Origin of the sequence: Paraburkholderia dinghuensis (genome assembly GCF_003837865.1) — a bacterium.
Taxonomy (GTDB): domain Bacteria; phylum Pseudomonadota; class Gammaproteobacteria; order Burkholderiales; family Burkholderiaceae; genus Paraburkholderia; species Paraburkholderia dinghuensis.
The window spans coordinates 1-26,672 of record NZ_RQIS01000016.1 but is presented as its reverse complement, the minus strand read 5'-3'; the positions used below and the strand labels follow the sequence as shown (position 1 = coordinate 26,672).

General features: G+C 61.2%; 26 protein-coding genes, 1 tRNA gene and 1 pseudogene. 10 read left to right on the top strand and 18 right to left on the bottom strand.

Annotated elements, in window-relative coordinates; all coding sequences use genetic code 11:
- Positions 1–49: 49 nt before the first annotated feature.
- The gene (locus D1Y85_RS20255) at positions 50–1,906 is read right to left on the bottom strand and encodes a phosphoenolpyruvate carboxykinase (GTP) (RefSeq protein WP_124152865.1); all 1,857 of its coding nucleotides are present in this window, start codon (positions 1,904–1,906) and stop codon (positions 50–52) included.
- A gap of 433 nt (positions 1,907–2,339) precedes the next feature.
- Here D1Y85_RS20255 and D1Y85_RS20250 point away from each other — a divergent pair, with 433 nt between their 5' ends.
- Positions 2,340–3,353, top strand: coding sequence for a D-2-hydroxyacid dehydrogenase family protein (locus tag D1Y85_RS20250; protein ID WP_124152864.1), 1,014 nt, complete (start codon positions 2,340–2,342; stop codon positions 3,351–3,353).
- 47 nt (positions 3,354–3,400) lie between these two features.
- Here the strand turns inward: D1Y85_RS20250 and D1Y85_RS20245 are convergent, their stop codons facing one another.
- Positions 3,401–4,276, bottom strand: a complete 876-nt coding sequence (locus tag D1Y85_RS20245; protein WP_124152863.1) for a patatin-like phospholipase family protein — start codon at positions 4,274–4,276, stop codon at positions 3,401–3,403.
- A 35-nt stretch (positions 4,277–4,311) separates the two neighbouring features.
- Positions 4,312–4,716 carry a PaaI family thioesterase gene (locus tag D1Y85_RS20240; protein WP_124152862.1) on the bottom strand — a complete coding sequence of 135 codons (405 nt, stop codon included), beginning with the start codon at positions 4,714–4,716 and terminating at the stop codon, positions 4,312–4,314.
- Between the two features lie 260 nt (positions 4,717–4,976).
- On the opposite strand from D1Y85_RS20240, the gene D1Y85_RS20235 reads away from it, so the two are divergent.
- A tRNA-Lys gene (locus D1Y85_RS20235) sits at positions 4,977–5,052 on the top strand.
- Positions 5,053–5,557: 505 nt separating this feature from the next.
- Positions 5,558–6,634: a hypothetical protein gene (locus D1Y85_RS20230; RefSeq protein WP_124152861.1), complete on the top strand. Its 1,077-nt coding sequence runs from the start codon at positions 5,558–5,560 to the stop codon at positions 6,632–6,634.
- A 174-nt stretch (positions 6,635–6,808) separates the two neighbouring features.
- On the opposite strand, the gene D1Y85_RS27330 is transcribed toward D1Y85_RS20230, so the two are convergent.
- The gene (locus tag D1Y85_RS27330) at positions 6,809–7,030 is read right to left on the bottom strand and encodes a hypothetical protein (RefSeq protein WP_221410327.1); all 222 of its coding nucleotides are present in this window, start codon (positions 7,028–7,030) and stop codon (positions 6,809–6,811) included.
- A 110-nt stretch (positions 7,031–7,140) separates the two neighbouring features.
- Positions 7,141–7,335: a hypothetical protein gene (locus D1Y85_RS20220; protein ID WP_124152859.1), complete on the bottom strand. Its 195-nt coding sequence runs from the start codon at positions 7,333–7,335 to the stop codon at positions 7,141–7,143.
- Between the two features lie 320 nt (positions 7,336–7,655).
- Here D1Y85_RS20220 and adh point away from each other — a divergent pair, with 320 nt between their 5' ends.
- Positions 7,656–9,176 (top strand): aldehyde dehydrogenase, encoded by a 1,521-nt coding sequence (adh, locus tag D1Y85_RS20215; RefSeq protein ID WP_124152858.1) that lies wholly within the window; start codon positions 7,656–7,658, stop codon positions 9,174–9,176.
- 103 nt (positions 9,177–9,279) lie between these two features.
- Positions 9,280–9,666 carry a DUF779 domain-containing protein gene (locus D1Y85_RS20210; protein WP_124152857.1) on the top strand — a complete coding sequence of 129 codons (387 nt, stop codon included), beginning with the start codon at positions 9,280–9,282 and terminating at the stop codon, positions 9,664–9,666.
- Between the two features lie 6 nt (positions 9,667–9,672).
- Here D1Y85_RS20210 and eutC read toward each other — a convergent pair whose 3' ends face one another.
- Both eutC and D1Y85_RS20200 read right to left on the bottom strand, forming a co-directional pair.
- Positions 9,673–10,461, bottom strand: a complete 789-nt coding sequence (gene eutC, locus D1Y85_RS20205; protein WP_124152856.1) for an ethanolamine ammonia-lyase subunit EutC — start codon at positions 10,459–10,461, stop codon at positions 9,673–9,675.
- Positions 10,458–11,864 carry an ethanolamine ammonia-lyase subunit EutB gene (locus D1Y85_RS20200; protein WP_124152855.1) on the bottom strand — a complete coding sequence of 469 codons (1,407 nt, stop codon included), beginning with the start codon at positions 11,862–11,864 and terminating at the stop codon, positions 10,458–10,460. Before D1Y85_RS20200 ends, eutC begins: the two co-directional genes overlap by 4 nt.
- 159 nt (positions 11,865–12,023) lie before the next feature.
- Between D1Y85_RS20200 and D1Y85_RS20195 the strand changes: the two genes are divergently transcribed.
- Complete coding sequence (locus D1Y85_RS20195; protein WP_185219055.1) at positions 12,024–12,503, top strand: AraC family transcriptional regulator; 480 nt, start codon at positions 12,024–12,026, stop codon at positions 12,501–12,503.
- A 425-nt stretch (positions 12,504–12,928) separates the two neighbouring features.
- On the opposite strand, the gene D1Y85_RS20190 is transcribed toward D1Y85_RS20195, so the two are convergent.
- The 5 genes from D1Y85_RS20190 to D1Y85_RS20170 all read right to left on the bottom strand — a co-directional run bounded on the left by D1Y85_RS20190 (position 12,929) and on the right by D1Y85_RS20170 (position 19,817).
- Complete coding sequence (locus tag D1Y85_RS20190; RefSeq protein ID WP_185219054.1) at positions 12,929–13,915, bottom strand: fimbrial protein; 987 nt, start codon at positions 13,913–13,915, stop codon at positions 12,929–12,931.
- A 743-nt stretch (positions 13,916–14,658) separates the two neighbouring features.
- Complete coding sequence (locus D1Y85_RS20185) at positions 14,659–15,696, bottom strand: fimbrial protein (RefSeq protein ID WP_124152852.1); 1,038 nt, start codon at positions 15,694–15,696, stop codon at positions 14,659–14,661.
- A complete protein-coding gene (locus D1Y85_RS20180) occupies positions 15,693–18,263 on the bottom strand; it encodes a fimbria/pilus outer membrane usher protein (RefSeq protein WP_246024997.1) in 2,571 nt (856 codons plus the stop codon). Before D1Y85_RS20180 ends, D1Y85_RS20185 begins: the two co-directional genes overlap by 4 nt.
- A 154-nt stretch (positions 18,264–18,417) precedes the next feature.
- Complete coding sequence (locus D1Y85_RS20175; protein ID WP_124152851.1) at positions 18,418–19,173, bottom strand: fimbrial biogenesis chaperone; 756 nt, start codon at positions 19,171–19,173, stop codon at positions 18,418–18,420.
- 95 nt (positions 19,174–19,268) lie between these two features.
- A complete protein-coding gene (locus tag D1Y85_RS20170; RefSeq protein WP_124152850.1) occupies positions 19,269–19,817 on the bottom strand; it encodes a fimbrial protein in 549 nt (182 codons plus the stop codon).
- An 890-nt stretch (positions 19,818–20,707) separates the two neighbouring features.
- Between D1Y85_RS20170 and D1Y85_RS20165 the strand changes: the two genes are divergently transcribed.
- The 4 genes and pseudogenes from D1Y85_RS20165 (at position 20,708) to D1Y85_RS20155 (ending at position 23,196) form a co-directional block, all read left to right on the top strand.
- Positions 20,708–21,265 (top strand): carboxymuconolactone decarboxylase family protein, encoded by a 558-nt coding sequence (locus tag D1Y85_RS20165; RefSeq protein WP_124152849.1) that lies wholly within the window; start codon positions 20,708–20,710, stop codon positions 21,263–21,265.
- 37 nt (positions 21,266–21,302) lie between these two features.
- Positions 21,303–21,512, top strand: a pseudogene (locus D1Y85_RS28125) (helix-turn-helix domain-containing protein); the annotation flags it as partial.
- A gap of 75 nt (positions 21,513–21,587) precedes the next feature.
- Complete coding sequence (locus tag D1Y85_RS20160; protein ID WP_425466960.1) at positions 21,588–22,148, top strand: MmyB family transcriptional regulator; 561 nt, start codon at positions 21,588–21,590, stop codon at positions 22,146–22,148.
- A gap of 181 nt (positions 22,149–22,329) precedes the next feature.
- Complete coding sequence (locus tag D1Y85_RS20155) at positions 22,330–23,196, top strand: NmrA family NAD(P)-binding protein (protein ID WP_124152847.1); 867 nt, start codon at positions 22,330–22,332, stop codon at positions 23,194–23,196.
- A 53-nt stretch (positions 23,197–23,249) separates the two neighbouring features.
- Here D1Y85_RS20155 and D1Y85_RS20150 read toward each other — a convergent pair whose 3' ends face one another.
- The 6 genes from D1Y85_RS20150 to D1Y85_RS20125 all read right to left on the bottom strand — a co-directional run bounded on the left by D1Y85_RS20150 (position 23,250) and on the right by D1Y85_RS20125 (position 26,094).
- The gene (locus D1Y85_RS20150; RefSeq protein WP_124152846.1) at positions 23,250–23,771 is read right to left on the bottom strand and encodes an SRPBCC family protein; all 522 of its coding nucleotides are present in this window, start codon (positions 23,769–23,771) and stop codon (positions 23,250–23,252) included.
- A complete protein-coding gene (locus D1Y85_RS20145; RefSeq protein ID WP_124152845.1) occupies positions 23,764–24,177 on the bottom strand; it encodes an ArsR/SmtB family transcription factor in 414 nt (137 codons plus the stop codon). The genes D1Y85_RS20150 and D1Y85_RS20145 overlap by 8 nt, the downstream gene beginning before the upstream one ends.
- A 159-nt stretch (positions 24,178–24,336) precedes the next feature.
- On the bottom strand, positions 24,337–24,684 hold the full coding sequence (locus D1Y85_RS20140; RefSeq protein WP_124152844.1) for a carboxymuconolactone decarboxylase family protein: 348 nt from the start codon (positions 24,682–24,684) through the stop codon (positions 24,337–24,339).
- A gap of 217 nt (positions 24,685–24,901) precedes the next feature.
- Positions 24,902–25,333: a YeeE/YedE family protein gene (locus D1Y85_RS20135; RefSeq protein ID WP_124152843.1), complete on the bottom strand. Its 432-nt coding sequence runs from the start codon at positions 25,331–25,333 to the stop codon at positions 24,902–24,904.
- A gap of 10 nt (positions 25,334–25,343) precedes the next feature.
- A complete protein-coding gene (locus tag D1Y85_RS20130) occupies positions 25,344–25,775 on the bottom strand; it encodes a YeeE/YedE family protein (protein WP_124152842.1) in 432 nt (143 codons plus the stop codon).
- A 4-nt stretch (positions 25,776–25,779) separates the two neighbouring features.
- Positions 25,780–26,094 carry an ArsR/SmtB family transcription factor gene (locus D1Y85_RS20125; RefSeq protein WP_221410326.1) on the bottom strand — a complete coding sequence of 105 codons (315 nt, stop codon included), beginning with the start codon at positions 26,092–26,094 and terminating at the stop codon, positions 25,780–25,782.
- Positions 26,095–26,672: the final 578 nt, after the last annotated feature.

Here is a 26,672-nt window from a genome sequence, read left to right as displayed (position 1 = left end):
ATGAAAAGGCCGCCCGAAGGCGGCCCCAGAGTCAGTAAGCGCTCACACCTCAACCGTCGAGGCGCGCCTCCAGTGCCTTGCGCGTTTGCTGCAGCGCTTCAGGCAAGCCGTGCGCGAGCGTCTTGAACAGATCCGAGTGCAGGGTCAGCTCGGCGCGCCAGGCGTCGGCATCGACCGAAATGACCTGCTCGAACTGGGCCGGCGTGAAGTCGAGGCCGCGCCAGTCGATGTCGTCATAGCGCGGCGAGACGCCGAACGCGTTCGTGTTGCCGCCCGCCGCGCCCTCGATGCGGCGCACCATCCACTCCAGCACGCGCATGTTGTCGCCGAAACCCGGCCACACGAACTTGCCATCCGCACCCTTGCGGAACCAGTTCACGCAGTAGATGCGCGGAAGCGTCGCACCCGCTTGCGCGAGCTTTGCGCCCAACTTGAGCCAGTGATCGAAGTACCCGGCCATGTTGTAGCCGCAGAACGGCAGCATCGCAAACGGATCGCGGCGCACCACGCCTTGCTGACCCGCGGCGGCAGCCGTCGTCTCCGAGCCCATGGTCGCCGCCATATAGACGCCCTCGGTCCAGTCGCGCGCCTCTGTCACGAGCGGCACCGTGGTCGAGCGCCGTCCGCCGAACACGAACGCATCGATCGCCACGCCCTTCGGGTTCTCCCATTCGGCGTCGATCGACGGACACTGCGAAGCCGGCGCCGTGAAGCGCGCGTTCGGATGCGCAGCCTTGCGGCCAGTCGCCTTCGCGATTTCGGGCGTCCAGTCCTGGCCTTGCCAGTCGATGACGTGCGCGGGCGGCGTGTCGGTCATGCCTTCCCACCAGACGTCGCCGTCATCGGTCAGCGCGACGTTCGTGAAAATCACGTTCTCCTTGAGCGTCGCCATGGCGTTGTAGTTGGTCTTCTCGCTCGTGCCCGGCGCCACGCCGAAGTAGCCCGCCTCCGGATTGATCGCGTAGAGGCGGCCATCCGCGCCCGGCTTGATCCAGGCGATATCGTCGCCGATCGTCGTGATTTCCCATCCGTCCATGGTGCGCGGCGGAATCAGCATCGCGAAGTTGGTCTTGCCGCACGCCGACGGGAACGCGGCCGCGACGTGGTACTTGCGCCCCTCGGGCGAACGCACGCCGAGAATCAGCATGTGCTCGGCGAGCCAGCCTTCGTCGCGCCCCATCGTCGATGCGATACGCAACGCAAAGCACTTCTTGCCGAGCAGCGCATTGCCGCCGTAGCCAGAGCCGTAGCTCCAGATTTCACGCGTTGCGGGGAAATGGACGATGTACTTCGTGTCGTTGCACGGCCACGCCACGTCTTTCTGACCCGCCGCGAGTGGCGCGCCCACCGTGTGCACGCACGGCACGAACTCGCCGTCTTCGCCCAGCACGTCATACACCGCGCGGCCCATGCGCGTCATGATCCGCATGTTCACCGCGACGTAGGGGCTGTCCGACAATTCCACGCCGATATGCGCGATAGGTGAGCCAAGAGGCCCCATCGAAAACGGCACCACGTACATCGTACGGCCGCGCATCGATCCCTCGAACAGGCCGTCGAGCGTCGTGCGCATTTCGGCCGGGGCGATCCAGTTGTTGGTCGGGCCGGCGTCTTCCTTGCGCTCCGTGCAGATGAACGTGCGATCCTCGACACGCGCGACGTCGGACGGAGCCGAGCACGCGAGATACGAATTCGGACGCTTTGCGGGATTGAGCTTGCGCATCGTGCCCGCATCGACCATTTGCTGGCACAGGCGGTCGTACTCCTCCTGCGAGCCGTCGCACCAGACGATGCGTTCCGGCTGCGTCAGCGCCGCGACCTGCTGCACCCACTCCACCAGTTTCCGATGGCGCACCCAGGCAGGCACTTGCGCTGCAACCTGGGCGTTGATATCTGGGTGATTCATTGAGCTTTCTCCGTTTTAGGGCAGTAAAAGGCGATTCGGCCCTTTCGACGCTGCATGCGAGAGGCGCAACCGCTACGAGCCGGGCAGTGCAGGCAAACCTTGCACTGTCGATTCGGGTGGTTGGGCAGGTCGTCAAGGCCTTTGTAGCCTGGGGTTCGAAACCGTCTGTAAAGCGGCTTGCATCGCAACCCAACAAGCTGTTAAAAATTCAAAAATTCGCGGCAAGTCCTGTACCGGACGCTTTGGCATGGGCTAGCAATTGCGGTGCCCAAAGCGAGAAGTGTAGCAACCCGGTAGTGTGCGTTGCGTATCCCGATATACCGCGAGATCTTTCCCTATTCATACCAGCCTGCCGCGCGCTGCATAGTGGGATAACCACCAGATGAACACCGAGCCGCACCGCGACCGGCGCGGCAAACAAGAACCCAGTGCCATGAAAATTGCCATCCTTGACGACTACCAGGACGCCGTCCGCAAGCTCGACTGCTTTCAACTGCTCGCCGACCACGAGGTCAAGGTCTTCAACAATACCGTACGGGGACTCGGCCAGTTGGCCAGCCGCCTCTCAGAAGTTGACGCACTCGTGCTGATCCGCGAGCGCACGCGCATCACCTCGCAACTGCTCGACAAGCTCCCCCACCTGCGCATGATCAGCCAGACCGGGCGCGTCGGCTCGCATATCGACCTCGCCGCGTGCAGCGAACGCGGCATCGCCGTGCTCGAAGGCACCGGATCGCCGATCGCGCCCGCTGAACTCACGTGGGCGCTCATCATGTCCGCGCAACGCCGGATTCCGCAGTACGTCTCGAACCTCAAGCAAGGCGCATGGCAACAGTCGGGTCTGAAAACATCGGCGATGCCGCCGAACTTCGGGCTCGGCCAGGTGCTGCGCGGGCAGACGCTCGGCATCTGGGGCTACGGGAAGATCGGCCGGCTCGTGGCGGGCTACGGCAAGGCGTTCGGGATGCGCGTGCTCATCTGGGGCCGCGAGCACTCGCTCGAAGCGGCGCGCGCCGACGGCTACGAAGCCGCCGCGAGCCGTGAAGCGCTATTCGAAGAAAGCGACGTACTGTCGCTGCATCTGCGCCTGCACGACGACACGCGCGCGATCGTGAAGCAGGAAGATCTGTTGCGCATGAAACCGACGGCGCTGCTCGTCAACACGAGCCGCGCGGAACTGCTCGAAGAAAACGCGCTGCTCGGCGCGCTCTCGCACAACCGGCCGGGGATGGTGGCCATCGACGTCTACGAGAGCGAACCGATCCTGCAGGGCTACAGCCTGCTGCGCATGGAGAACGTGATCTGCACGCCGCATGTCGGTTATGTGGAACGCGAGAGCTATGAGCTTTACTTCAGCGCGGCGTTTCGCAACATCCTCGCGTTCGATTCGGGCGATTTGTCGAGCGTCGCCAATCCGCAGGCGCTGCAAGGCGGACGGCGCAGGTAAGCTCGCAGCCCCTTGCTGCCCCTGCCGCTGCAGGGGCAGAAGCGCGGCTATACCGCCTGGACGTGCGCCGCGGCTTCAAGCACCGCGGGCAGTCGCGTGAGAAAACGCTCGCCGTCTACGCGGCCGAGGTTATAGGCGTGCTGCATCTGATGCGGGCTCGTGTAGTCCCAGCTCGAGATCGGCACCCTGGCCGACGGCTGCACATAAATGCGCTGCTGCTCGCCATGCGGCACGACGAACATCTGCGGACGCGGATACAGGCGCGTCACCATCACGAGCACGCGGCCGGGCCCATCGTCGAGTGCATCGACCGGCACGTTGTCGACCATCCCGCCATCGAGCACGGGTCGTCCGTTGCGTCGCAGAACTGGCGTGAACGGCGGCGTGCATGACGACTGCAGGATCAGGTCCGCGAGATCCTCGACGCTTTCGCATGCTTGCGCCGTCACGAATTCCGGGCGAAAGCCGAGTTTGCGGCCGAGCGTCGGATGCAGCGTCTTGCGGACGTATTTCTCGATGTTGTAGGCGATCAGCCCCGCCGCCACCGCGCTGCGTGCGCCAAGCCAGCCCGGTACATGCGACACGCCGATGCGGATCTCGGGTGCATCGCTGAGGTTGCCGAAATGCTCGCCGTAAATGTCGAGCAGCGCCTGGCGGTAGATGCGGTAATGCGGAAACACCGATTCGCCGCGCAGCAGGTTGCCCCAATAGGCGTTGCGCTTGTTATGGCGCAGTGCCTCTTCGTAGTAGCGCATGACCCAGTCGGCGTCGCGCGTGTAAAGCATGCACGCCGTGGCGGCGCCCGCCGAGATGCCTGTGATCACGCGCGGACGAATCTGCAGCTCGGGCCGGACGATGTCCCAGAAGCCGGCCTGCCACCAGCAGCGGTTACCGCCGCCCGCGAAAACTACCTGATCGAACATATGCTTTGCTTCCTTCTGGCGATCGGGGCGCGCTTTTAGTCGAGCAGCGCGTAGGTCGAGGTTGCGTGGACGGCCATCCGGCCATCTTCATCGTAGAGCTCCACTTCACCGAAGACCAGATTGCGGCCCATGCGCAGTACGCGCGCCGTAACGAGCACATCGCCCTTGCGGACGGGACGCATGAAATTGGTGTTCAGCGCGACGGTTGTCATCGGCTTGAAGCCGCCCAGTGCCGCCGAAATGGCGACGATCATCGCGGTATCAGCTGCGGCCATGAAGACCTGGCCGCAAATCACGCCGCCCGTGTGTCGCAGTTCGCCGGAAAACGGAAGGCGTAGGGTAACAGCGTCGTCGGTCACTTCGACCGGCACCAGTCCAAGGGAGCGCACCCACGGCGCCAGCACGCGCTCGAGGAGCGCGTTGATTGCGTTGTCGTCCATCGTAGGCCTTTCAGAATGCGGGACCGGGCGGGGCTCCGGTGTGGTGGAGCGCATCCGGCGTATGAGCTTCGTGTCGCAACATCATACCGGCGAGGTGGGGTTGTGGCAGGAAATGGGCAATAGGGGGCGTCGGGCGGTTGGTACCGGGTGGTACCCGATGGCGCGGATCCGAGCCTGGAGCCGGCCGCAGGCTTTTTTCAGGGCTCTCGCAAAAATGTCTTGGCAAGTCGCAAAAAGTGCTGCATAATTCCGCTTCTGTTGGGGCGTTAGCTCAGTTGGTAGAGCAGCGGACTCTTAATCCGTAGGTCGAGTGTTCGAGTCACTCACGCCCCACCAAAGAATTCAAGCAAAAAGCCCGGTCTCTGCGACCGGGCTTTTTGCTTTCTGGCATCCGTGTAGACATTTTCGGGTGCACCGCAAAGGCTTGTGCCTCATCGGCGCCTCACCGAATTCTCGATTGCGGCATGACAACCCGATTGAGCGCGTCGCGTCAACACGTCCCACTGCTCGCCCGAGCGGGTGCGTCAGGACGCTTCCCGTGCCAATAACATTTTGACGTTCGCATCACCAATTGCAGTTCAGCACTTCTCTGGACCTCGCGCCATTCATGTCTTGGGAGGGGTTTCCAAAATTTTGGCGCGCTGAATTTGCCCACACATTGGAAACGTTGGAAACCTTGCCGGCTAGGGACATGTCGAGAGAGTCCAATTGACCGAGGAAATTTGGTATCTTTCCGTACTGGCGGCGGTGATGGATTTGCTAGACGGCAAATTACCTAAAAGCTGTTGTTTCAGATTCGTCTAAGAGTTGTCGATAATTCTACAAAAATCCGATATACGAAATGACCGTACCTCAATTTTCCTTTTCCGACACACTCGGCATCGCCGGAATCGCGGTAAGTGCGCTTTTCGGCCTATGGGCTATTTATCTGACACTGCGACGTGTTAAATATCCGGCCAGCCTTACCTTCGTTCGCGAGCAATCAGTAGCGCTACTTGACGATTTTGCAACGAGGATCCCCAATTTAGCGATCCTCTACAGGGATACGCCAATCGACAGAAGCGTCGTGCTCTTAAGCGGTTACCTCGTGAATGATGGTAGCGTTGACCTGACGCCAGAGATGACGGAAAAACCCCTTACCTGCACACTTCCAGGAGGGTGTGCATGGTTAGAATTTAAACTCACTGGCGTAGCCGAAGATCTACAAACGAAAGGAGAGATCATTTCGCCAAGTGTTCTGGAGATAAGTTTTGGCCTTTTTCGGCGGGACGAGGCCTTTTCCTTTCAGGCGCTTGCATTACTTGATAATTTGCACTCCAAGCTAAAACCAGAAGCGCTCGTCGAAAAGCTGCACTGGTCACACAGGATTGCTAGTCTGGGAGAGGTCAAATCCGCAACTCTGCCTCAGCCCGAAACAAAATCGAAAATACGGCGACTAATCTCAAAATACGTATATTTGGCCGTGGTGGCTTTGTATGTTTTTGCAGGGATATCAACGGTCGGAATCGGCCCGTTAGGGCGCAAGCCGTCCATCGATTACATCTATGAACATGATGGAAAAAAGACAAATATACAGTTATCGCCAAATATGGACGGAACGACCACCGTTACCGGTCTGGATAAAGACCGAGAACAGCGAGTGCATCTAGAAGATATGGCAAAGACAGGAAGATTCACGCCTGTTTACGAGAGTCACCGTGAACCTAACACCATTTCGATTCTTGCTGGGCTTTTGATGATACTGATGGCTTTTCCTTTCACGTATCAAGCCTTTGCTAACGACTACAAACGCTACCGATTTAGACGGATGGTCGGTGCGACGACGAGGACACGTTTGTCCTCACATTCTGCGCGCGATTCTACGGCGGCACTCGATGTAAATACCATGGAGGACGATACCAAGTCGGCTTGTGATTGAGCCGACGCCGCAACTTGAGCGTATCGAAGTCGACCAGGTTTGGCGCGATCTTCGTTTTACGTCACCTTCCTCGGTTCGCGCGCGGCGGCCCCGAACGCCTTCGCAGAACGTCTTGCGCCCGTCGACCGTCAAGCTCCCCACAACCACCCGCCGATTTTCGCCGCGAAAACCCGCCTAATCCGTAATGGCGATATGGACGTTATCGTTTGCATCGACGCGAAACTCATTGACCCGGCCCGCGCGGACGTCGAGCAGCAGCCGGTCGAGCGCTTCGACCTTCGCGGGGTCTTTGCCGACCGGCTGAATCAACTGCACGCTTTTACCCTTAGCCGCCGTGTGCGCCTCGACGAGGAGGTGAATGGCTTCCTCTCGCGTCATGAAAATGCGGTTCATCATTTGCCCCCGATTTGATGTTGCGACAAATTTAGCATGGCGGCGGCGGCGAATCGACTATCGCCCCTCAGGATCGACAGGCGCGCCGGAAAGCCCGCCGCCGACAGCGCCGCTTACAGGAACGGCTTGCCGTCAACCTGCTCATAAACGACCTTGCCGTCTTCGTCCTCGAGCACTTCGAGGTAGTTACGCGCCCCGCAAAGCGGGCAGCGGAACAGGGGACCCTGGCCTTCGTTCTTGATGACCACTTCGCTCTGTTCCCAGGGCGTGCCGCACGACTGGTTGCGGCAGACGAATGTTTCGGACATGCGTGTTCTCCTTCCTGACTTGCTGACTATCACGGTATTGCGGCCGCCAAGACTACAGCATGCACGGCCGGAAAGCCGAAAATACTTTCCTCGACTGTTCAATATTGAAGCACTGCCGAAGCGAACTGTTGCACGCCGGAGCAATCGGCGTCGAGTGTCGCCCCCCCGATGCAGTGACCCTCATACCCCCGCGCATACCGCCCCGCGTGCGCCTCCCGCAGCATATCCCCCGCTGGCACGGTTCTGGCATAAGCGCCTGCCGGTAGAGCGGCGCGCCGCTCCCGTCCATATCGGTACCGAGAACATAGAGGAGCACGACCATGAATCACGCAGACATGCAGTTCCTGACCACCGAATTCCCGTACAAGCGACAATACGGCAACTTCATCGGCGGCGAATGGGTCGCGCCACTGGGCGGCGAGTACTTCGACGACATTTCGCCGATCACCGGCCATCCGTTCACGTCGATTCCCCGCTCGCGCGAAGCCGACGTCGAACTCGCGCTCGACGCCGCGCACAAGGCAAAAGCCGCCTGGGGCAAGTCATCGCCGACCGATCGCGCGAACATCCTGAACCGCATCGCCGATCGCATCGAGCAGAACCTTCACAAGCTCGCCGTCGCCGAAACGATCGACAACGGCAAGCCGCTGCGCGAAACGCTCGCCGCCGATATCCCGCTCGCCGCCGATCACTTCCGCTATTTCGCGGGCTGCGTGCGTGCACAAGAGGGTGGCATCTCCGAGATCGATCACGATACTGTCGCCTATCACTTCCACGAGCCGCTCGGCGTGGTCGGCCAGATCATTCCGTGGAATTTCCCGATCCTGATGGCCGCGTGGAAGCTCGCGCCCGCGCTCGCGGCCGGCAACTGCGTCGTACTCAAGCCCGCCGAGCAGACGCCCGCGTCGATGCTCGTGCTCGTCGAACTGATCCAGGATCTGCTGCCGCCGGGTGTGCTGAACGTCGTGAACGGTTTCGGCCTCGAAGCGGGCAAGCCGCTCGCGTCGAATCGCCGCATTTCGAAGATCGCCTTCACCGGCGAGACCACGACGGGCCGCCTGATCATGCAGTACGCGAGCCAGAACATCATCCCCGTCACGCTCGAACTGGGCGGCAAGAGCCCGAACATTTTCTTCGCCGATGTCCTCGACCACGACGACGGTTACTTCGACAAAGCGCTCGAGGGTTTCGCGATGTTCGCGCTCAATCAGGGCGAAGTGTGCACCTGTCCGTCGCGTGTGTTGATCGACGAAAAGATCTACGACCGTTTCATGGAGCGCGCGCTCAAGCGCGTGGCCGCGGTCCAGCAAGGCCATCCGCTCGACGCGAAGACGATGATCGGCGCGCAGGCCTCGCAGGAGCAGCTCGAAAAGATCCTGTCGTATATCGACCTCGGCAAGCAGGAGGGCGCGGAGTGCCTGATCGGCGGCGAGCGCAATGTGCTGTCGGGTGAACTCAGCGACGGTTACTACGTGAAGCCGACCGTGTTCCGCGGTCACAACAAGATGCGCATCTTCCAGGAAGAGATCTTCGGGCCGGTGGTTTCCGTGACGACGTTCAAGACGGAGGAGGAAGCACTCGAAATCGCCAACGACACGCTCTACGGTCTCGGCGCTGGCGTCTGGACGCGCGACGGGGGGCGCGCTTACCGCTTCGGCCGCGCGATCGAGGCCGGGCGCGTGTGGACCAATTGCTATCACGCCTATCCCGCGCACGCGGCGTTCGGCGGATACAAGCAGTCGGGCATCGGTCGCGAGAATCACAAGATGATGCTCGACCACTATCAGCAGACGAAGAACCTGCTCGTCAGCTATAGCAACAAGCCGCTCGGTTTCTTCTGAGCGTTTTGTCGACGTTTTGTCGATGTGCGTACGGCGCGCGAGATGCATACGCGTTTCGCGCGCCGCACGTTCCCTTCTATGCACGATCCGTGCGAGGAGCGACATGGACACGGTGCTTCGCGTCACGGCCACACCCGCAGCGCTCGCGCTGATCGAGCGGCTCGCAGGTGAACACGGTCCGCTCCTCTTTCACCAGTCCGGCGGCTGTTGCGATGGCAGCGCACCAATGTGCTTTCCGGTAGGCGAGTTCATGGTCGGCACATCGGACGTGCGACTCGGCGAAATCGGCGGTATGCCGTTCTACATGACCGCTGCGCAGTTCGAATACTGGCAGCACACGCAGCTCGTTATCGACGCGGTGCCCGGCAATGGCGGCATGTTCTCGCTGGAACGGCCCACCGGGCTGCGCTTTCTCACGCGCTCGCGGCTCTTTGACGACGCCGAGAACGCATGGCTCAACACGCATCCTGTCGCGCGAGCGGACGCGTGAAGCGCTTCAGGTGCCCGCGCCGCGCGGTGCGGATAACGGTGCGATTGGAGCGGCGAGCGCGTCGTCGCTATCGTCTTTCAAACCCACGCCGGTGAAACCGAGCGCGCGTGAGCGCGTTAGCAGATAGTGCAGCTTCGCCGCGGCCGCGCTGTAGCCGAGACCATCGGGGCGAACGTTCGAGATGCAGTTGCGTTCGGCGTCGGTGCGGCCTACGCGCGGCGCCGCGGTCAGATAGAGGCCGAGGCTGTCCGGCGAACTGAGTCCGGGCCGCTCGCCGATCAGCATCACGACGAAGCGCGCGCGCAGACATTCACCGATCTCGTCGCCGAGCGCCACGCGCGACTGCCGTGCGACCACGATCGGCCCGACTCGCCAGTCGTCGAGCAACGGCCTCAACGCATCGAGCAGCGGGAGCGCGTGTGTCGCGGCAGCGCGTGAAGAAAGACCGTCCGCGATGACGAAGACGACGTCGGTGCTCGCACCTGCTGCGTCGCGCAACACGCGAACGCTCGCTTCGTCGAGCCGCCGTCCAAGATCGGGCCGGCGCAGGTAGTGATCGCGATCGGGCGCCGCGCTGTGTACGTCGATTGAAGTCAGCGCGCGTTCGCGCAGTGCCGTGTGCAACACGTGGGCGTCAAGCGGCTGCTGCACTGCGTCGCGTGCCTGTGCATGCGCAAGTTCGAAGGCAAGCAAGGGTGCCGTCGGCAACCCGCTGCCCGCGCGACCCAGCGCAATGCGCGCGCGCGTGAAGCGGCGCAATGCGTCCCAGGGATTCGCTTCCACCGGTCCGCTCATGCGCCCTCCACCCAGTTCGCTGCCGTTGAGAGCAACGGTTGCTCCCGGGACGCGCTCAGCAACGTGCCGCGCGCGTCGGCGATCTGCATCCGCGCGAGCCACGTCTCGAACTCCGGCGCGCGACGCAGGCCGAGCACGTCGCGAAGATAAAGCGCATCGTGAAACGACGTGCTCTGGTAGTTGAGCATCACGTCGTCGGCGCCGGGCACGCCCATGATGAAGTTCACGCCCGCCACGCCGAGCAGCGTGAGCAGCGTGTCCATGTCGTTCTGGTCGGCCTGCGCGTGGTTCGTGTAGCAGATGTCACAACCCATCGGCACGCCAAGCAGCTTGCCGCAGAAGTGATCCTCTAGCCCCGCACGGATGATCTGCTTGCCGTCGTAGAGATACTCCGGCCCGATGAAGCCTACGACCGTATTCACGAGCAGCGGCCGGTACCGCCGCGCGACGGCATAGGCGCGCGCTTCGCACGTCTGCTGATCGATGCCGTGATTCGCGTTTGCGGAAAGCGCGCTGCCCTGGCCGGTCTCGAAGTACATGACGTTGTCGCCGAGCGTTCCGCGGTTGAGCGACAGCGCCGCCTCGTGCGCCTCGTCGAGCAGCGCGAGCGAGATGCCGAAACTCGCGTTCGCCGCCTGCGTCCCCGCGATCGACTGGAACACGAGATCGACCGGCGCGCCTTTTTCGATCGCGGCAAGCGTGTTCGTCACATGCGTGAGCACGCACGACTGAGTCGGCACCGCGAAGCGCTCGCGAAAGCCGTCGATCATGTCGAGCAGCCGGATGATCGCGGCGAGGTTGTCGGAGGCGGGGTTCACGCCGATCACCGCGTCGCCGCAGCCGTACATCAGGCCATCGAGCATCGAGGCGGCGATGCCTTTGACATCGTCGGTTGGATGATTGGGTTGTAGACGCACCGAAAGATGCCCCGGCAAACCGATCGTGTTGCGAAAGCGCGTAACCAGCGGGCGCTTCTTCGCCACCGCGATGAGATCCTGATTGCGCATCAGCTTCGACACGGCGGCGACCATCTCCGGCGTGAGACCTTCGGAGACGGCGGCGAGTGCAGCGGCGTCGGTCGAGTCGGCCAGCAGCCACTCGCGGAATTCACCGACGGTCAGCGACGCGATGGGCGCGAAGGCCTGCGCCGAATGGCTATCGACGATCAGCCGCGTCACCTCGTCCGTTTCGTAGGGAATCAGCGTCTCGTCGAGAAACGCGCGCAGCGGGAGGTCGGCGAGCGCGAGCTTTGCCGCGACATGCTCTTCTTCGGTAACGGCTGCGAGACCCGCGAGCTGGTCGCCGGAGCGTGGCGGGCTCGCCTTTGCGAGCAGCGTGCGTAGTCCTTCGAAGCGATAGACACGGCTGCCTATCGTCTGGACATGCGTGGTCGCATGGCTCATCGGGGACGCTCCGGTGCCGGCGGTGGCTCCGCCGTCTGTCGCCACGATAGCGCCAAAAAAAGGCATCGTCACGTGCGCCGACGCACCGTGCGCGTCGGTGCTATCGTGAATCGTTCGATCCCGGCGATTCGACCCGCCGACTGCCACGGAGACACGATCATGAAACGGAGCGACGTCAAGCTGGTCAACCTCGAGCCGATGAACCTGCTTGCAGTGGGGCACGTCGGTCCCTACACGAAGATCGGCGATGCGTTCGACACGCTCGCCCAGTGGCTCGGGGCACGCCGCGTGCAGACGTCGGGGGCAAAGCTGGTCGGCATCTTTTACGACGATCCCAATCAGGTCGAGGCATCGAAGCTGCGCGCGAGCGCCGCGATTCATCTGCCGGAGGCGCCGGACGTGACGGCCACGTCGCCGGTCGAGCGGATCCAGCTGCGCGGCGGCGCGCACGCGATGCTTCTGCACGAGGGACCTTATGACGATCTGAACGCGGCATGGACCTGGTTTTACGCCGACTGGCTGCCCAATTCGGGCCGCCAGGCCGATTTCGCGGCACCCTCTTTCGAGCTGTACCTGAATACGCCCGAAGAGGTGGCGCCCGATGCGCTGCGCACTGAGCTTTATCTGCCGCTTGTCTGAGCGGCACCGGGAAGCCTGGTGGAGCCAGATGCGTGGCCTGGAACCATCGCAGTGCGGCTGCCGGGGCGTGGTCTTTAAGGTTTTCTTGTTTACTCGTATGTAAACGTAGTAATAGTTAACAAGCCTGCTCGTTTCCTGTGGGTAACCGGGAAAAACTACTAGCCAATCAAAAACTTACCCGATTGATAACCGCGCGCGGCGTGCGTGAACAACGTCGCTGTACGTCTGGCAACTTTTTCGGATTCGCGACACGGTCGAACTTATCCCCATTTCGTGCACAGCCGTTCCGTGAACTTATCCGCACGTTATCCTCATGCGCCTGTGAATAGCGTGGCCAGAATGCAAGCAGCCCGGCATTTGACTGCCGGGCTGCGATGGGTGAAGGGCCTCAGTTACCGGAAGCCGTGACTACGGTTCCGAATGGGCTACTGGTAGCTCATGGTAAAGGTGGCGCTGCCGTTTGCCGTTCCCGGCGTCACTGTCCCGGTCCGGATATAGCGCGCACTGAGCGGAATATTGTGCGATCCGTTCTGCATGCTACCGACGAACCACTGGCTCGGATTGCCGGCGACACTTGAATCCGGGCCGAAGTTGATCGGCGTTGTTCCGTTTAGCACCTGGATACCGAGCCCCCTCGCAGTGGACGACGCGTTCAGCGTCAGCGTGTTAGTGAGATTGGACGGGTCGGTTACATCCGTGAGCGTCGTGTAGACGTTGGTGTATGAACTGCCCACACCACCGGCACAATTCAGCGAGATGTTGAATGGCTGGCTGTCCGAAACCGAACCCACGCTGGCAAAACTGTTCGCGGGAACGCTTCCCATGGGAACGCTAATGTTCGGCGTCGTCACCGTGCAGGTGGGAACGGCGACGTTGAACGTAATCGTATTCGACCAATAGGTGTTGGCCCAGAGGGCATTGGCCGCGTTGGTGGTCCATTGCGAAAAGAGCCCAGTTACCGTTCCACCCGCTGTTACCGGACCGGTCTTGACGAATTCAACCGTGAGGGCGAACGCCGAGACTGTTGAGGGACTCCAGTTCGCTGTGCAGTAGACCGGAAACCAGTTGGTCGTGTTGGCGGTGCCGTTGGCGCACGTCCAGTTATAAAACCTGATGCGAACCCCTATCCCCGATATTCCGGTGGGGTACGTATTGTAAGTGCTTTCCCGAACCCCTACCCCGGCATAGGTGATCGTATAGCTTCCGCCGATACAGTCACTGGTGCTAGCGCCCACATTCACGGCGCCCGTCCAGAGCACCGTGCCGTTTGCAGCGGTGGGATCGACGTTGACTAGTGACGGCCCGGTGGCGTACAGCGAGGCTGGCGTGCACGCGGCGTTGGCTGTCGTAGGGATCGCGCCCAGTGCAATGAATGCACCGATAACGGCGAGAATGCGCAACAAATTTTTCATGACCCTGCTCTCCGATTCTGCGGGCAAGTGACGAGGCATAGCGAAGCTCACTCCTGCGAGGCAGGAGCCGCCACTTTCCCGTTCATGCCGCTTTTTGACCCAACGTGTGCCTGTATGCCAGGTTCTTCACAAGTTGATTCGATGTGCTAACTGCTATCAGACGGGTGCCCCTTTTCGCGTACCGGCGACGCAGAAGCGAAGCGGCACATAGCAGAGGAGTCTTTGCCTCCTATTCCGTCAGATATCCACGAACTCAATTCTGACAGTTCGTTGCGCACGCAGACATAGGACAATCTCGAAAATAAGGCAATGGCTGGTGGGACACGTCCTAACCGAATGCATAGCCCGAGCGGAGCCTGGATTGCGCGAACACGCAACGGTGCAGTTTCGACCTGCAGTCGCTTTACCGAGGGACAGGTCTACGCAATGCTGGGGCCGGGCGTCGGCCGTTCGCCGCGTACGTCAAATTTGGCCGGTAAGCTGAAGGAGACGAGACCGGATCAATGGCGCCGTGGGGTCGGAGCAGATCAGGCGCCTCGCGATCGAGTTATGTTCCGCATTGGCTGGAAGATTTGAAATGGTGTCGTGCTTCAACGCCCATCTCGTACACCGACGTTCCGCGAACTTATCCGCACGAGATGTGAATAGGGTGGCCAGAATGCAAGCAGCCCGGCACTTGACTGCCGGGCTGCGATGGGTGAAGGGCTTCTTATACCGGAAGCCGTCACTACGGTTCGAATGGGCTATTGGTAGCTCATGGTAAAGGTGGCGCTGCCGTTTGCCGTTCCCGGCACCATGGTCCCGGTCCGGACATAACGCGCAGTGAGCGGGATATTGAACGCCCCGTTCGCTGCCGAACCGGCAAACCATTGGTTCGGATTCCCGGCGACACTCGAATCAGGGCCGAAGTGGATCGTCTGAGTTCCATTCAGCACCTGGATACCGACGCCGCTCGCAGTGGACGACGGGGTCAATGGCAGCGTGTCCGTGATATTGGCCGGGTTGATCGCGTCCGTGAGCGTTATATAGACGTTGGTGTACGAGTTGGTCACACCACCCGAACAATTCAGCGCGATGTTGAACGGCTGACTGGCCGAAACCGAGCCCACGCTGGCAAGACTGTTCGCCCCAACACTTCCCATGGGAACGGAAATGTTCGGCGTCGTCACCGTGCACGTCGGGACTGAGACATTAAAGAACACCGGGCTCGCCCATTGGTACTGACCCCAGACGCCGTTGAAGGTGGGGCTCTGGGAGGCGTTCCACGTCGCAAAAATCCCCGATGTCGATCCGGAGACCGTAATGGGGCCCGTCTTGATGAATTCAACGAACACCGTGTGTTGCGCGACGGTCCCCACGCTCCAGTTTACCAAGGGAGTGGAACATGGAAACCAGACATTCGCGCAGTATGTAAAAGCGGTGTACTTTATCCGTACACCGACCCCCGCCACCCCGGTCGGGAACGTATAGTAGGTGTTCTCCTGCGCCCCTACGCCTGTATAGGTAAGTACCGCCTGGCCGCCAATACAGGCGTTGGCAGTGGCCGCACCAACGGTTACGCTAGAGCTCCACAGTGACGTACCGACCGGAAGCGTCGGATCAATGTTGATAACAGCCGGCCCGGTGACCTGCGCCGTGAACGGATCACACGCAGCTTTGGCGATCGACGGAATCGCGCCCAGCATGATGAACGAACCAATAACGGCGAGAACGCGCAAGAAATTTTTCATAATCCTGTTCTTCGATTTCGTCGACAACCAACGCGGCATGCCGAAGCTCACTGCTGCGCCGCGGGAGCCGCCACCTTCGCATTCGCGGCACCCGCTGCCCCAGCGTGCGCCTGCACACCGGGCGCTTCGCAAGTCGATTCGATCTGCTGATACATTTCAGCGTGGCGCCCCTTCTCGCGCACCGGCAACGTATAAGCGATGCGGCACACAGCCGACGCGTCTTCGCCCCACTTGACCGTCAACGCGCCGCTTTCCTGCAGCCCGCGCGCCACGATCCTGCTTGCCTGACCCACCACACCCAATTCCTTGCCGGTTTCGTCGAGCACCGACGCGCCGAACGGCAACGGCTCGCCGTTCGCGCGGCGCGCCTGGATCACCGCCGTACGGCCCGACACGGTCTCGAACTTCAGCATCGTCACCGAACCTGCACGCGGCGCGATCTGCTGACTTGTCGTCTGCAGTTCGACATCGGTCGACAAGCCCTTCGGATCGATGTCCACCGAGTTCATGCTGTACGGCGTCATGAACGGCACGACCGCGTAACCACGCCCGTCGACCCTGACACCGGCTGCGTTGAGCACCCGCGCGCCTTCCGCATCCTTTGCCTCGATGACCGAGATCGTCTCCGACACCGGCTGCGACAGCGTCACCCCGCCCGGATGCGCCACGACCGCACCGCGAACGCCGACCGAGCCCTGCGCGAAGCCCGGGCCTCCGCTGACGCTCGACGAGAACGTCGCGAACGGGCTGCGGTATGCAACGTTCGCGCCGCCGGTCGTCGACGAGCCGGAGTTGCCACCCGCCGAATGGGCGGCATTGATGCCGTAGGACAGGGCGTTGTCCACACCCAGCGAGCCCGACAGCGACGACTGCACCTGCGTGTTGCCCTGCGACGAGTGCGAGAAGTTGGTCGAGACCGACATCGGGTTCTTCCCGCCGAACGGAATCGAGAAGTTCGCGAAGTACAGCGTGCTCATCTGGCCCGTCGAGCTGCGCTGACGCGATGCCGACAGGTTGAAGGCAACCTTGCCGATGTTGTTGTTGTAGCCGACGGAGTAGTTGATATCGGAACCTTGGTGGTTCCAGTAGTTCACCACCGAACCGGTCGCATACAACTGACCACCGCGCTCGCCGAGACTCTGGTTCAGCGTGATCTGCGCCTGATTCTTTGTACGGTAGACCGATGCACGCGGATTTTCGCGCAGGGCCATCGCGTCGACCAGATTGAAGTAGCCGCCCGTCGAATAACGGTACGCCGCCAGCGTGAAGTTCGTGCCGGTGTCGCTGAAAAGCTTGCTGTAGGTGCCGCGCAAGCTGGTGCCGCTGTACTTGGTGCCGTCGCGCATGCTGGTCATGGCTTGCGTGACGTCCACGCCAAACGCGCCGAACTTCGTGTTGAGCACGCCGCCCACCATCCCCGCGGCATAGCCGGGGGCACCGGTCGCGCCAGCGTAGCCGGTGATCATGTTCGTGAAGCCGCGCTGCCACGTGCCCTGCACGAACAGCGGGTGACCGTCGACGCGGTTATCGCGCACCTGTCCCGCCACCGCGCTGTAGCGGTTCACGCCCGGACGCAGCGACAGCGGCACGGCCGCATATGGTACGGAGAACGTCTGCGTGCGCCCGTCGGCCTCTAGCACCGTGACCTGCAGGTCGCCGCCATAGCCGGTCGGAAACAGGTCGTCGATGACGAACGGCCCCGGCGCAACGGTCGTTTCGTAGATGATGTTGCCGTTCTGGCGGATCGTGACGTTCGCGTTGGTGTTGGCCACCCCGCGCACCGTCGGCGCGTAACCGCGCAGCGATTCGGGCAGCATCCGGTCGTCCGTCTGGATGCGTGCGCCGCGAAAACCGACCGAGTCGAACAACTCGCCCGTGGTGAACGCGTCACCCAACGTGAGCTGGCTCTGCAGCTTGGTCAGGTCGTGCTGCGCGAAGGTCGCGATGTTCTGGTACTGGCTGCCGCTCGTCGAGTTGTATTGATAGGCGCCCTGATGGCGAAAACGCCAGCCGCCGACGTTGAATCCCGCGTTCAGGCCCACGTAGGCCTGCGTTTGCGACGTCGTGCCGTTGCCGCCGAAGTGGTACACGTTGGCGTCGTAGCCCAGGATGCCCGCGGTAACACCGCTGTCCCAGCTCTCGGGGCTCACCCAGCCGCGTGCGTTGCGGCTCATCACAGCCTGCGGCACGCTCAGTTGCAGGCGTTGATCGCCGAAGTCGAAGCTGAAGCTGCCGTCGCCCGCCACCTCTTCGATACGCAGCGACTTGCCTGCGGTCAGCTCGCCTTGCACTTCCGGGGACAACTTCAAGACAGCGACGCCGACCTGCTCGAGCATGGCCTTGTCGAACACCGGCACCGCATTGCCCGCTTTGGACCCGTTTGGCGCTTCGAAGCGTATCGACTTGCGTCCGACCCATGTCTGGTTCAGGAATACGTCGACATCGTGGACGCCGGGCTCGACCGGGTTGCCCTGTTCGAAACGCGAGATATCTACGGTCTTGCTGCTGCCTTGCGCGAGGAAGTCGGTTGCGAATTCGACATTGGCGACATCGAACCTTTCAGTGTGAGGAGCTTCCTGCGCCATCACCGGAGCAAATGCCGACAGAGCGCTTAGCACTGCTGCACAAGCTGGTCTCAGTCCCGGCATCGTGCCGGATTGACATTTGATTTCCGTTGACGTGACTACCACCCATCCTCCGATACAGCCAAAGTTATTTTCGATAACGGTCCTGCTGTTCGCGCTCATCGCACCAACGGCAGGACTGTTCCGGTCAATTTGCAGGCGCGCCTGTTGCCGGTGCCTCGCCGCTCACAGAGGCGCCAAAGTCGTTAAGGAAGCTGTACCGAACTTGTGCCCCTGCCTTCGGCGCGCCCTTCAGACCGGTCACCGGGAATTCCGCCGACTCGCCCGGCGCGATGTAACCGCCGCCGGCGTCCAGCGTTTGGCCACCTGAGACGAGATTGATGCCCCCGTAATTCACGAAATACGGAGTCGGATTGGTTCCCTTGAGGTGGTAGCCGTCGGACTTGTGCACGACTTGCCACTTCACCTGGCCTGGTGCCTGTTCGGGCTGACCCGGCAAGCCAACAGGGCGGAAAAACACTTTGATGCGCGTACGAAATGCGAGCTGGAGCTGGCTGGCGTCCGCCTCACCGGGCTTCGCCTTCGGCGGGATCTCCAGCACGTTGAGCCAGTACATCGTTTCTTTGTCTGTCGGGAGCGGCGCCTGCGAATAGATCAGGCGCATCGTCTGCCCTTTGGTCGGGTCCAGCCGGAACATGGCTGGCGTGAGCGTGAACGGCACATCGATCTTGTCGGGCGAAACACCGGCCTCGCCGGTATCGAGCCACGCCTGCACGAGCGACGGCGTCTTGCCTACGTTGTTGACTCTGATGGTGACTTCCCGCTCGTTAGCGGGGTAGATGACTCGCGTGCCGGTTACCACGACGCTGGCTTGTGCATGGCCGACCCATGCAAACATTGCCGTGGCGGCTACGGTCAGCAGGTTGCGCAGAACTCTCTTCATGACATCGACTCGTTATATGTGTTTGGAAGTTGGACTGGCCGGACAAGCCGGCCGCGGACGGAACTCCCCCTGCTTGCCGGGGGAGGCACTGCCGATTACTGGTACGTGACCGTGTAGAAGATGCTCGAGCTTGCGTCGCCCGGAGTCGCAGCGCCGCCGACCGCGACATACTCCACGTAGTAATTCATCGTGGCGTTGCCGCTAGCGTCGAGGGCGAAGGGAGCCGAGTTCTGCGAACCCGCTGCCGCGCCGGCCAGGATCTTGCTGTAGTCGCCCGCGTTCAGCAGACGGAGTTCAACGTTCGAACCGGCGCGCGCGGTGAACAACTGGTTGGTGGCCGGATTAACCGTGCTGCCCGGCTCGAAGAACGTCGCGACGGTGTGGCCTGCGTCCGTCGGCGTGCAGTCCGTGAGCGCGATCGAGAACGGCGTACGACCGGCGGTGTTGCCTTCGGCAGCCAGCGACGTGGTCGAAACGTACGGCATCTGCACGGTGAAGTCGGGCGTGCCGTTGTTGATCGTGCAGGTCAGCGCGGTAACCATGCCGTTGAACGTGATTTCACCGTCGTAAGCTTGAGCGGCCGGAGCAATTGCGAAGAGACCAACGACAGCAGCAGCGGTCGAGAGGCGAGAGATTTTTTTCATGGTAGGTAGCCACCTAGGTGTTGAGAGAACAATTCCAAAATCAATCCGACTTCTGAGATATCTCCAGTTTCGAACTGACTCCTGGGTCGAACTCAACTCAAGTTCGATGGGCTAAATTTCTCATCTCGTTGAATGCACATCCATAGGACAATCTTGAAATTGGTTTGCAGTTCGGTAGGACGTGTCCGAATGGAATTGATAAGACACGTCCAGTCAATAGGGATCGAATACATAGCCCTATGGGACTCGCCTGTCCGTGCTGGGTCTGAGCGCGAGCTCCGGCTGAATCGCGCTCTCGATGGTTGGCGCGGATCGGGCGCCGTTGAGATTGGATATTGATTGCGTGTGTTATCAAACGTATAGATATGTAGTGCTAATCAATTTATTAAAAATGTTTGATTTCGGAAATCCGGATGTCTGCTGACTTATTCATGTACGTGCCGATTGTCAGAATTCGTCAAATAGACACGACCGGATTTATTGAAATTCTGGAATGTCGTCGGCACGACAATCTGCCCACTGTGACTGGCTGATTGAAGAGGTCCGGGAATCGCGATACGGAAGCCGAAAATTTCGGTTCAATCGCCGAAACTCACTCGATCCTTGGGCGAGCAATCGAACGGGTGGCTGTGATATTCCGCAGCGCCGAAGCGAGCCGAAATCAGCAGCGTGAAGCACGCCGCATCGGGCAGCGGTCGGTGCGTGAACGTAAGCAGGACACGGCAAGACGCGCCTGGATTCCGGGCCGTTTTGTACGACGATTCCACTCTCCGCCCGCACTTCGCCGCGCTGTGATTACATGGGATGTAATTGGCGCAAGAAGCGCCCGCGCCTACTCTTCGGCTGTCGCGCCTCCGTTCCGGTAGCGCACACCGCCCAGGAGATTCATCATGTCCAGCTTTCCCACCTACACGATCGATTCCGCTCCCGCGCAATCAAAGCCCGTGCTTGAGCAATTGCATCAGACGTTCGGCCTGATCCCGAACATCGCGGCCACGATGGCCGGATCGCCGGTACTAATCAACGGTTTCATCGGTCTGTTCCAGCGCGTGCATTCGAGCAGTCTGACCGAGCCGCAGATTCAGACTTTGTTGCTGACCAACGCGGTCGTGAACGCCAGCGAATGGCCAGTCGCATTTCACACGGCACTCGCGTTGAAGGAGGGTGTGTCCCCCGCCGACGTCGATGCGATCCGGCACGGCGTCTTGCCCGACGACACCGGACTGGCCGCGCTATCGGCATTGGCGCGCGCACTGATCGAAAAACGGGGCCGCCTGACCGCTTCGGACCAGAAGCGCTTCCTGGATGCAGGGTTCAGCGCTGAGCAGATCCTCGAGGTCATTGCGGTGGTTGCTGCATCGACGATTACGAACTACACCGCCAGCGTGACTCAGCCGCCACTCGAAGCGCAATTCGAGGAGTTCGCCTGGCACGCGAGCGCACACTGAGTCATCTGCACTCGTCCACCTCGATCAGGGGTATCCGATGAACACCACCCGTCCCGATCCGAAAGCGCCATCGAGCGAACTCGGTGACCTGCTGCGCTATTGGCGCGACGTGCGTGGCGTTAGTCAGCTCGATCTGTCGCTCGAGGCCGGCATCTCGCAGCGGCAGATCAGCTTCATCGAAAGCGGGCGCAGCGTGCCGGGCCGGGACACGCTGCTGATACTCGCGCAGACGCTCGATGTGCCATTGCGCGAGCGCAATGGCCTGCTGCTCGCCGCCGGCTACGCGCCCGTCTATTCAGAGGCGCCATGGAACGCACAGGAAATGCATAGCGTGATCCGCGCGCTCGAGCGGGTCACACGACAACATGAACCGTTTCCGGCGATCGTGCTCGATCGCTACTGGAACGTTTTAATGACCAACGACGCTGCGCCGCGCTTCTTCGGCTGTTTCATCGACATGGCCTCGCGCGAAGGTCCGCGCAACATGCTGCATCTGATCTTCGATCCGCAAGGGATGCGTCCATTCGTTGCCGACTGGAACGCGGTCTCGCGAAGCTTGCTGCAACGCGTGTATCGAGAATCGGTTGGACACGCGGTCGACGCCGGCACCCGGCGTTTGCTCGACGAACTACGTGCTTATCCAGACGTGCCGCGCGACTGGAAGATGCATCATGGTCCGTCCGCCGACCCCACGATGCCCGTCATTCCGATGGGTTTCGTCCACGAAGGGATCGTGCTTCGATATTTTTCGTTGGTCACGACCGTGGGTGCACCGCAGAACGTTGTGGCGCAGGAACTGCGGCTGGAATGCATGTTCCCCGCCGATGACGAAACCGAAGCGCGCCATCGGCAGTTGCTCGCCGGGCATTCCAGACATCACTGAACCGATGCCCTCAGTTAGCCGGTCTGTGTCGATAGAACCGGACCGTCCGCCAATCGCGTTTCATTGATGACACGATGTCACTTTTCTCGTGCCATCCATGTCATTTTGTTTCGACAGGGGTTTGTCCAGAATGCACATCGTCGGCTCAACACCTTACTTATCGACGCAAGGAGCACGAACGATGTATGCAATCACAGGAATCACTGGCAAGGTTGGCGGTGCGGCGGCGCGCGAGCTTCTAGCGGCAGGTCATCCGGTGCGTGCCGTCACACGCGACGCCACGCGGGCAAACGCATGGGCGGCGCGCGGCTGCGAGCTGGCGACGGCCCGCATGGAAGACGCGGCCTCCCTCGCTGCCGCGTTCGACGGCGCTACTGGCGTGTTTATTCTGCCGCCGTCGGAGTTCGACCCCGAACCAGATTTTCCTGAAGCGCGCGTGGTCATCGACGCCGTTTCTGCGGCAATCAGGATGGCGAAGCCACAAAGAGTGGTCTGCCTTTCGACGATCGGTGCGCAGGCTTCCGAGAGCAACTTGCTCACGCAGCGCACGTTGCTGGAGCAGTCACTCGGCGACCTGCCGATGCCCGTGACGTTCCTGCGTCCCGCGTGGTTCATGGAAAACGCCGAATGGGATGTCGCCTCCGCGCGCGACGACGGTGTCATCGCCAGTTACCTGCAGCCGCTCGACAGGCCAGTGCCGATGGTCGCCACCGCCGACGTCGGTCGCGTCGCGGCCGAACTGCTCCAGCAAACGTGGGAAGGCGTGCGTATCGTCGAACTCGAGGGCCCGCACCGCGTGAGCCCCAACGACCTCGCACTGGCGTTTTCCCGCGTACTCGACCGCCCCGCGCGTTCCGAGGTGGTCGACAGGCAGGACTGGGAAGCATTGTTCCGGGCGCAAGGGATGAAGCATCCGCTGCCTCGCATGCGGATGCTCGATGGGTTCAACGAAGGCTGGATCGACTTCGAGGGTCGCGCGGATGCAATCCTCCGCGGTCAGATCGATCTCGAAACCGTTCTGCGCGAGCTTGTATCACGCGCTGTCTGAGTACTGCGGTGCAGGCGGTTGCGCATCGTCACGCTCCTGCACCGCAAAGCGACTCAGCGCCCGGCTTGCTGCTGCGTGAGGTACTTGTCGAGCGCGTCCATGGTTGCGCCCCAGCCTTGAGACATGCTCGCGTGCGACGCGTCGAAGATGGCTTCTTCGGCGACGCTTGCGTCCAGCGCACGCCACTCGAGGCGCAGTAACGTGCCGCCGTCGATCTCGCTGAGCGTGGTTGTCGATAGCGTATAGAGCGGCCATTGCGCGGCCATCGGATGTCGCGTCACGCCGCCATCGGCATCGCTGAACTGCACGACGACGACAATACGCTCGGGCGGCGTCAATTCGCGGAACGTCCACTTGCCCCACATTGCCGGAGCGTCGGGCACGCCGCGCGGCTTCATCGCGTAGTGAAAGACGCCGCCGACACGCGCATCCACCGCGCAGTGCGACAGTTCCATTCCGGGTGGGCTCATCCACTTACTCAGATGCTCAGCTTCAGTCATCGCGGCGTACACGAGTTCGCGCGGCGCAGCGAAGCGGCGCTCGATGACGAAGGGAGCGGAAAGTTTGTCAGTCATGGTGACGAGTTTTCCTGGTTCGGGGTGGGGATACTTTGGACGTGGTCTTCGGCGCTGCCTTTCCTCGAGCGTCCTTGACCGGCTTCTGTTGCAGTTGCTGCAGGTAGCTGTCGAGCTGATCGAGGCGCTGCTCCCACAGGGCGCGGTACTGCAGTGCCCAGTCGGCGGCCTGCTTGAGCGGCGCAGGGGCAATGCGACAAGGGCGATACTGGCGATCGCGCCCTTGCGTGATGAGGCCAGCCCGTGCGAGAACGCGCAGGTGCTTGCTGATGGCTGGCGCGCTCATTTCGAAAGGCACGGCCAGATCGCCAACCGTGGCTTCGCCCTGCGCCAGCCTGGCGAGGATGGCGCGACGCGTCGGGTCGGCGAGCGCGGCAAACGTGACGCTGAGGTGGTCCGGGTCCAAGTAATTTTCCAATCGGTTAATTAGCTGATGGGTTAAATACTGGGTGAGGCAGATCAGTTTGTCAAGGAAGCTGCGTAGATGAGCGTCGACGGGGGGCTTCGTGAAAAAGCAACGCTCCGGTCAACTTGACCGGGGCGTTGGCGAACATCTCCGGATGAATCAAGACGAAAACTCATCAAAGGCCGCGAGGGCGTGAGTGGCGTACATCAACGAAGGTCCACCGCCCATATATATGGCTGTGCCCAGCACGTCCTCCAGTTCGGCTCGCGTGATGCCGAGTTTGACAAGGGTCTGTACGTGAAAGCCAATGCAGTCGTCGCAACGGCCTGCGATCGCGATACCTAACGCCACCAGTTCGCGGGTCTTGTGGGGCAGCGCACCGTCCCTGGTGCCGGCTGTAGCGAGTTGGCTAAACGCCGTCATCAAGTCCGGCTGGGTCTCGCGTAGCCGTCGCGTCTGCGCCGAGACATCTTTGACTGTTTGTTTGAAGGATGGGATGCTGCTCATGAAATTCTCCTCGGTCCACAAATCGCACACGGTGCGTGTTAAGTTGGCCAGCCTGAATCGCCACGGCGCCGAACCACGAGCCGGCCGGTCAATATCAATCCCTCATATGGGGGATCATCAATAGCAGTGCGAACAACCCGGCCGGGTAATCGGGCCATGTTGATCGCATGGAAATAGCAGCGACATAAACCGCGATGCAGCGTTGGTCGTGCGCTTTTTACGCTTGCTGCCTGGTTGACTTCGCGCGCTCCAGCAGTTCGAAAAAACCCATGCCTGCCAGCATTGCCGCGACAAACGCGACGGACGTGGGCTGTCCTGTCCCGAGTGCGACCAGCGCGGGCCCAGGGCACAAGCCTGCCACGCCCCAACCGATGCCGAACAGAAGGCTGCCGATAACCAGGCGACGGTCGATATGCCTCGTGGTGGGCAACTTCATATCGAGGCCGAGCAAGCTCACGTTACGTCGACGCGCCAAGGTGAAGGCGACCAATCCCACGGCGATGGCGCCAACCATCACCAGAGCCAGTGATGGGTCCCACTGGCCCGCGATGTCCAGAAAGCCAAGCACCTTGGCGGGTGAGGCCATGCCGGAGATGAGCAAGCCGAGTCCGAAGACGAGACCGCTCAGGAACGAAATGAAGATACCCATGTGGTTCTCCTTAGGCGCCAAGCACGTGCCGGACTACGAAGACGGTCGCGATGCCCGCGCCCATGAACAACAGTGTTGCCGCCAGAGACCGCGGCGACAGCCGCGACAAGCCACAGACACCGTGTCCCGATGTGCAGCCCGCGGCATAGCGCGTGCCGGCACCCACCAGTAAGCCGGCCACAACCAACGCATCAAGCCCGGCGTCGATTCGGCCAGTCAGGCCGCGGAACAGCGTGAAGAGCGCTGGGGCGACGACAAGGCCTCCCAGGAAGGCGACCCGCCAGGCGACATCGCCCTTTACGGGGCGAAGCAATCCACCGAGCACGCCACTGATACCGGCAATGCGGCCGTTGAATATGACCAACATCGCTGCAGCGATGCCGATAAGCACGCCGCCAGCCAGTGAGAGCAAGGGCGTGAAGGCGTTCCAGTCAATGCTCATGGTTTCACTTTTGAGGGCAATAAATGCTGTACAGCGCCGCGAGCAATTGCAGGAGTTGCTGGTCCGCGATGCTGTAAATAATGCGCTTGCCATCCCGGCGAGTTTTCACCATCCCGTCAATGCGCAGGACGCCCAGCTGCTGCGACAACGTCGGTTGACGAATTTCCAGACGCTCCTCTAGTTCACTCACGGAAAGCTCGCCCTGGGACAGTTGGCACAGCAGCAACAGCCGCTCACTGTTTCCCAGCACCTTGAGGTGATCAACGGCGCGGGCGGTGGCTTCGCGCATCCGTTGAGGGTCCAGGGCGGCAGCAGGCATGAAGATGTTCCGGGGCTCGTGTTCTGAACACTATACAAACACATATAATATTAGTCAATATAATGTTAGGGCGAAGGTTGCCACTCGCCACTCAGTATCGACGCGCGTTCTGCTTTCCTTGTGCGTCAGTCTCCAGCCGGGCAACTCCCGCCCGCTGATGACGACAGCGTAAGACACCTGGAGAGTCCGCTGAACGTGCTGGGGACGCCGAGACGCGATGGAACGCAAAGGGCACTGTGTGATCGCGCGCGGCGTCGATGTGTACGTCACACCGTGGGACTCTTCGCGGGTGTTTTCGCACTGCTTCTGATCTTAGGATTGCTTATGGAAAACAGAAAACCTGAACATTGACCCAGTTCTTCACGTTCGCGGAAAGCTTCGAAGAGCACAGGTGCCCGTCGACGAATCCTCGATAAATCCAGACTGCCAATAGAAAAGACCCATAAGTCTCTCAACTTATGGGTCCGTTTTTCTCAGCTTATGCAGCTATTGGAGCAGCCCCCTGAAACACCGGACACAGTGACCCACTTAAAATAACGGGTAGGCATAAGACTGTGTTTTTGACTAACACCAGGCAG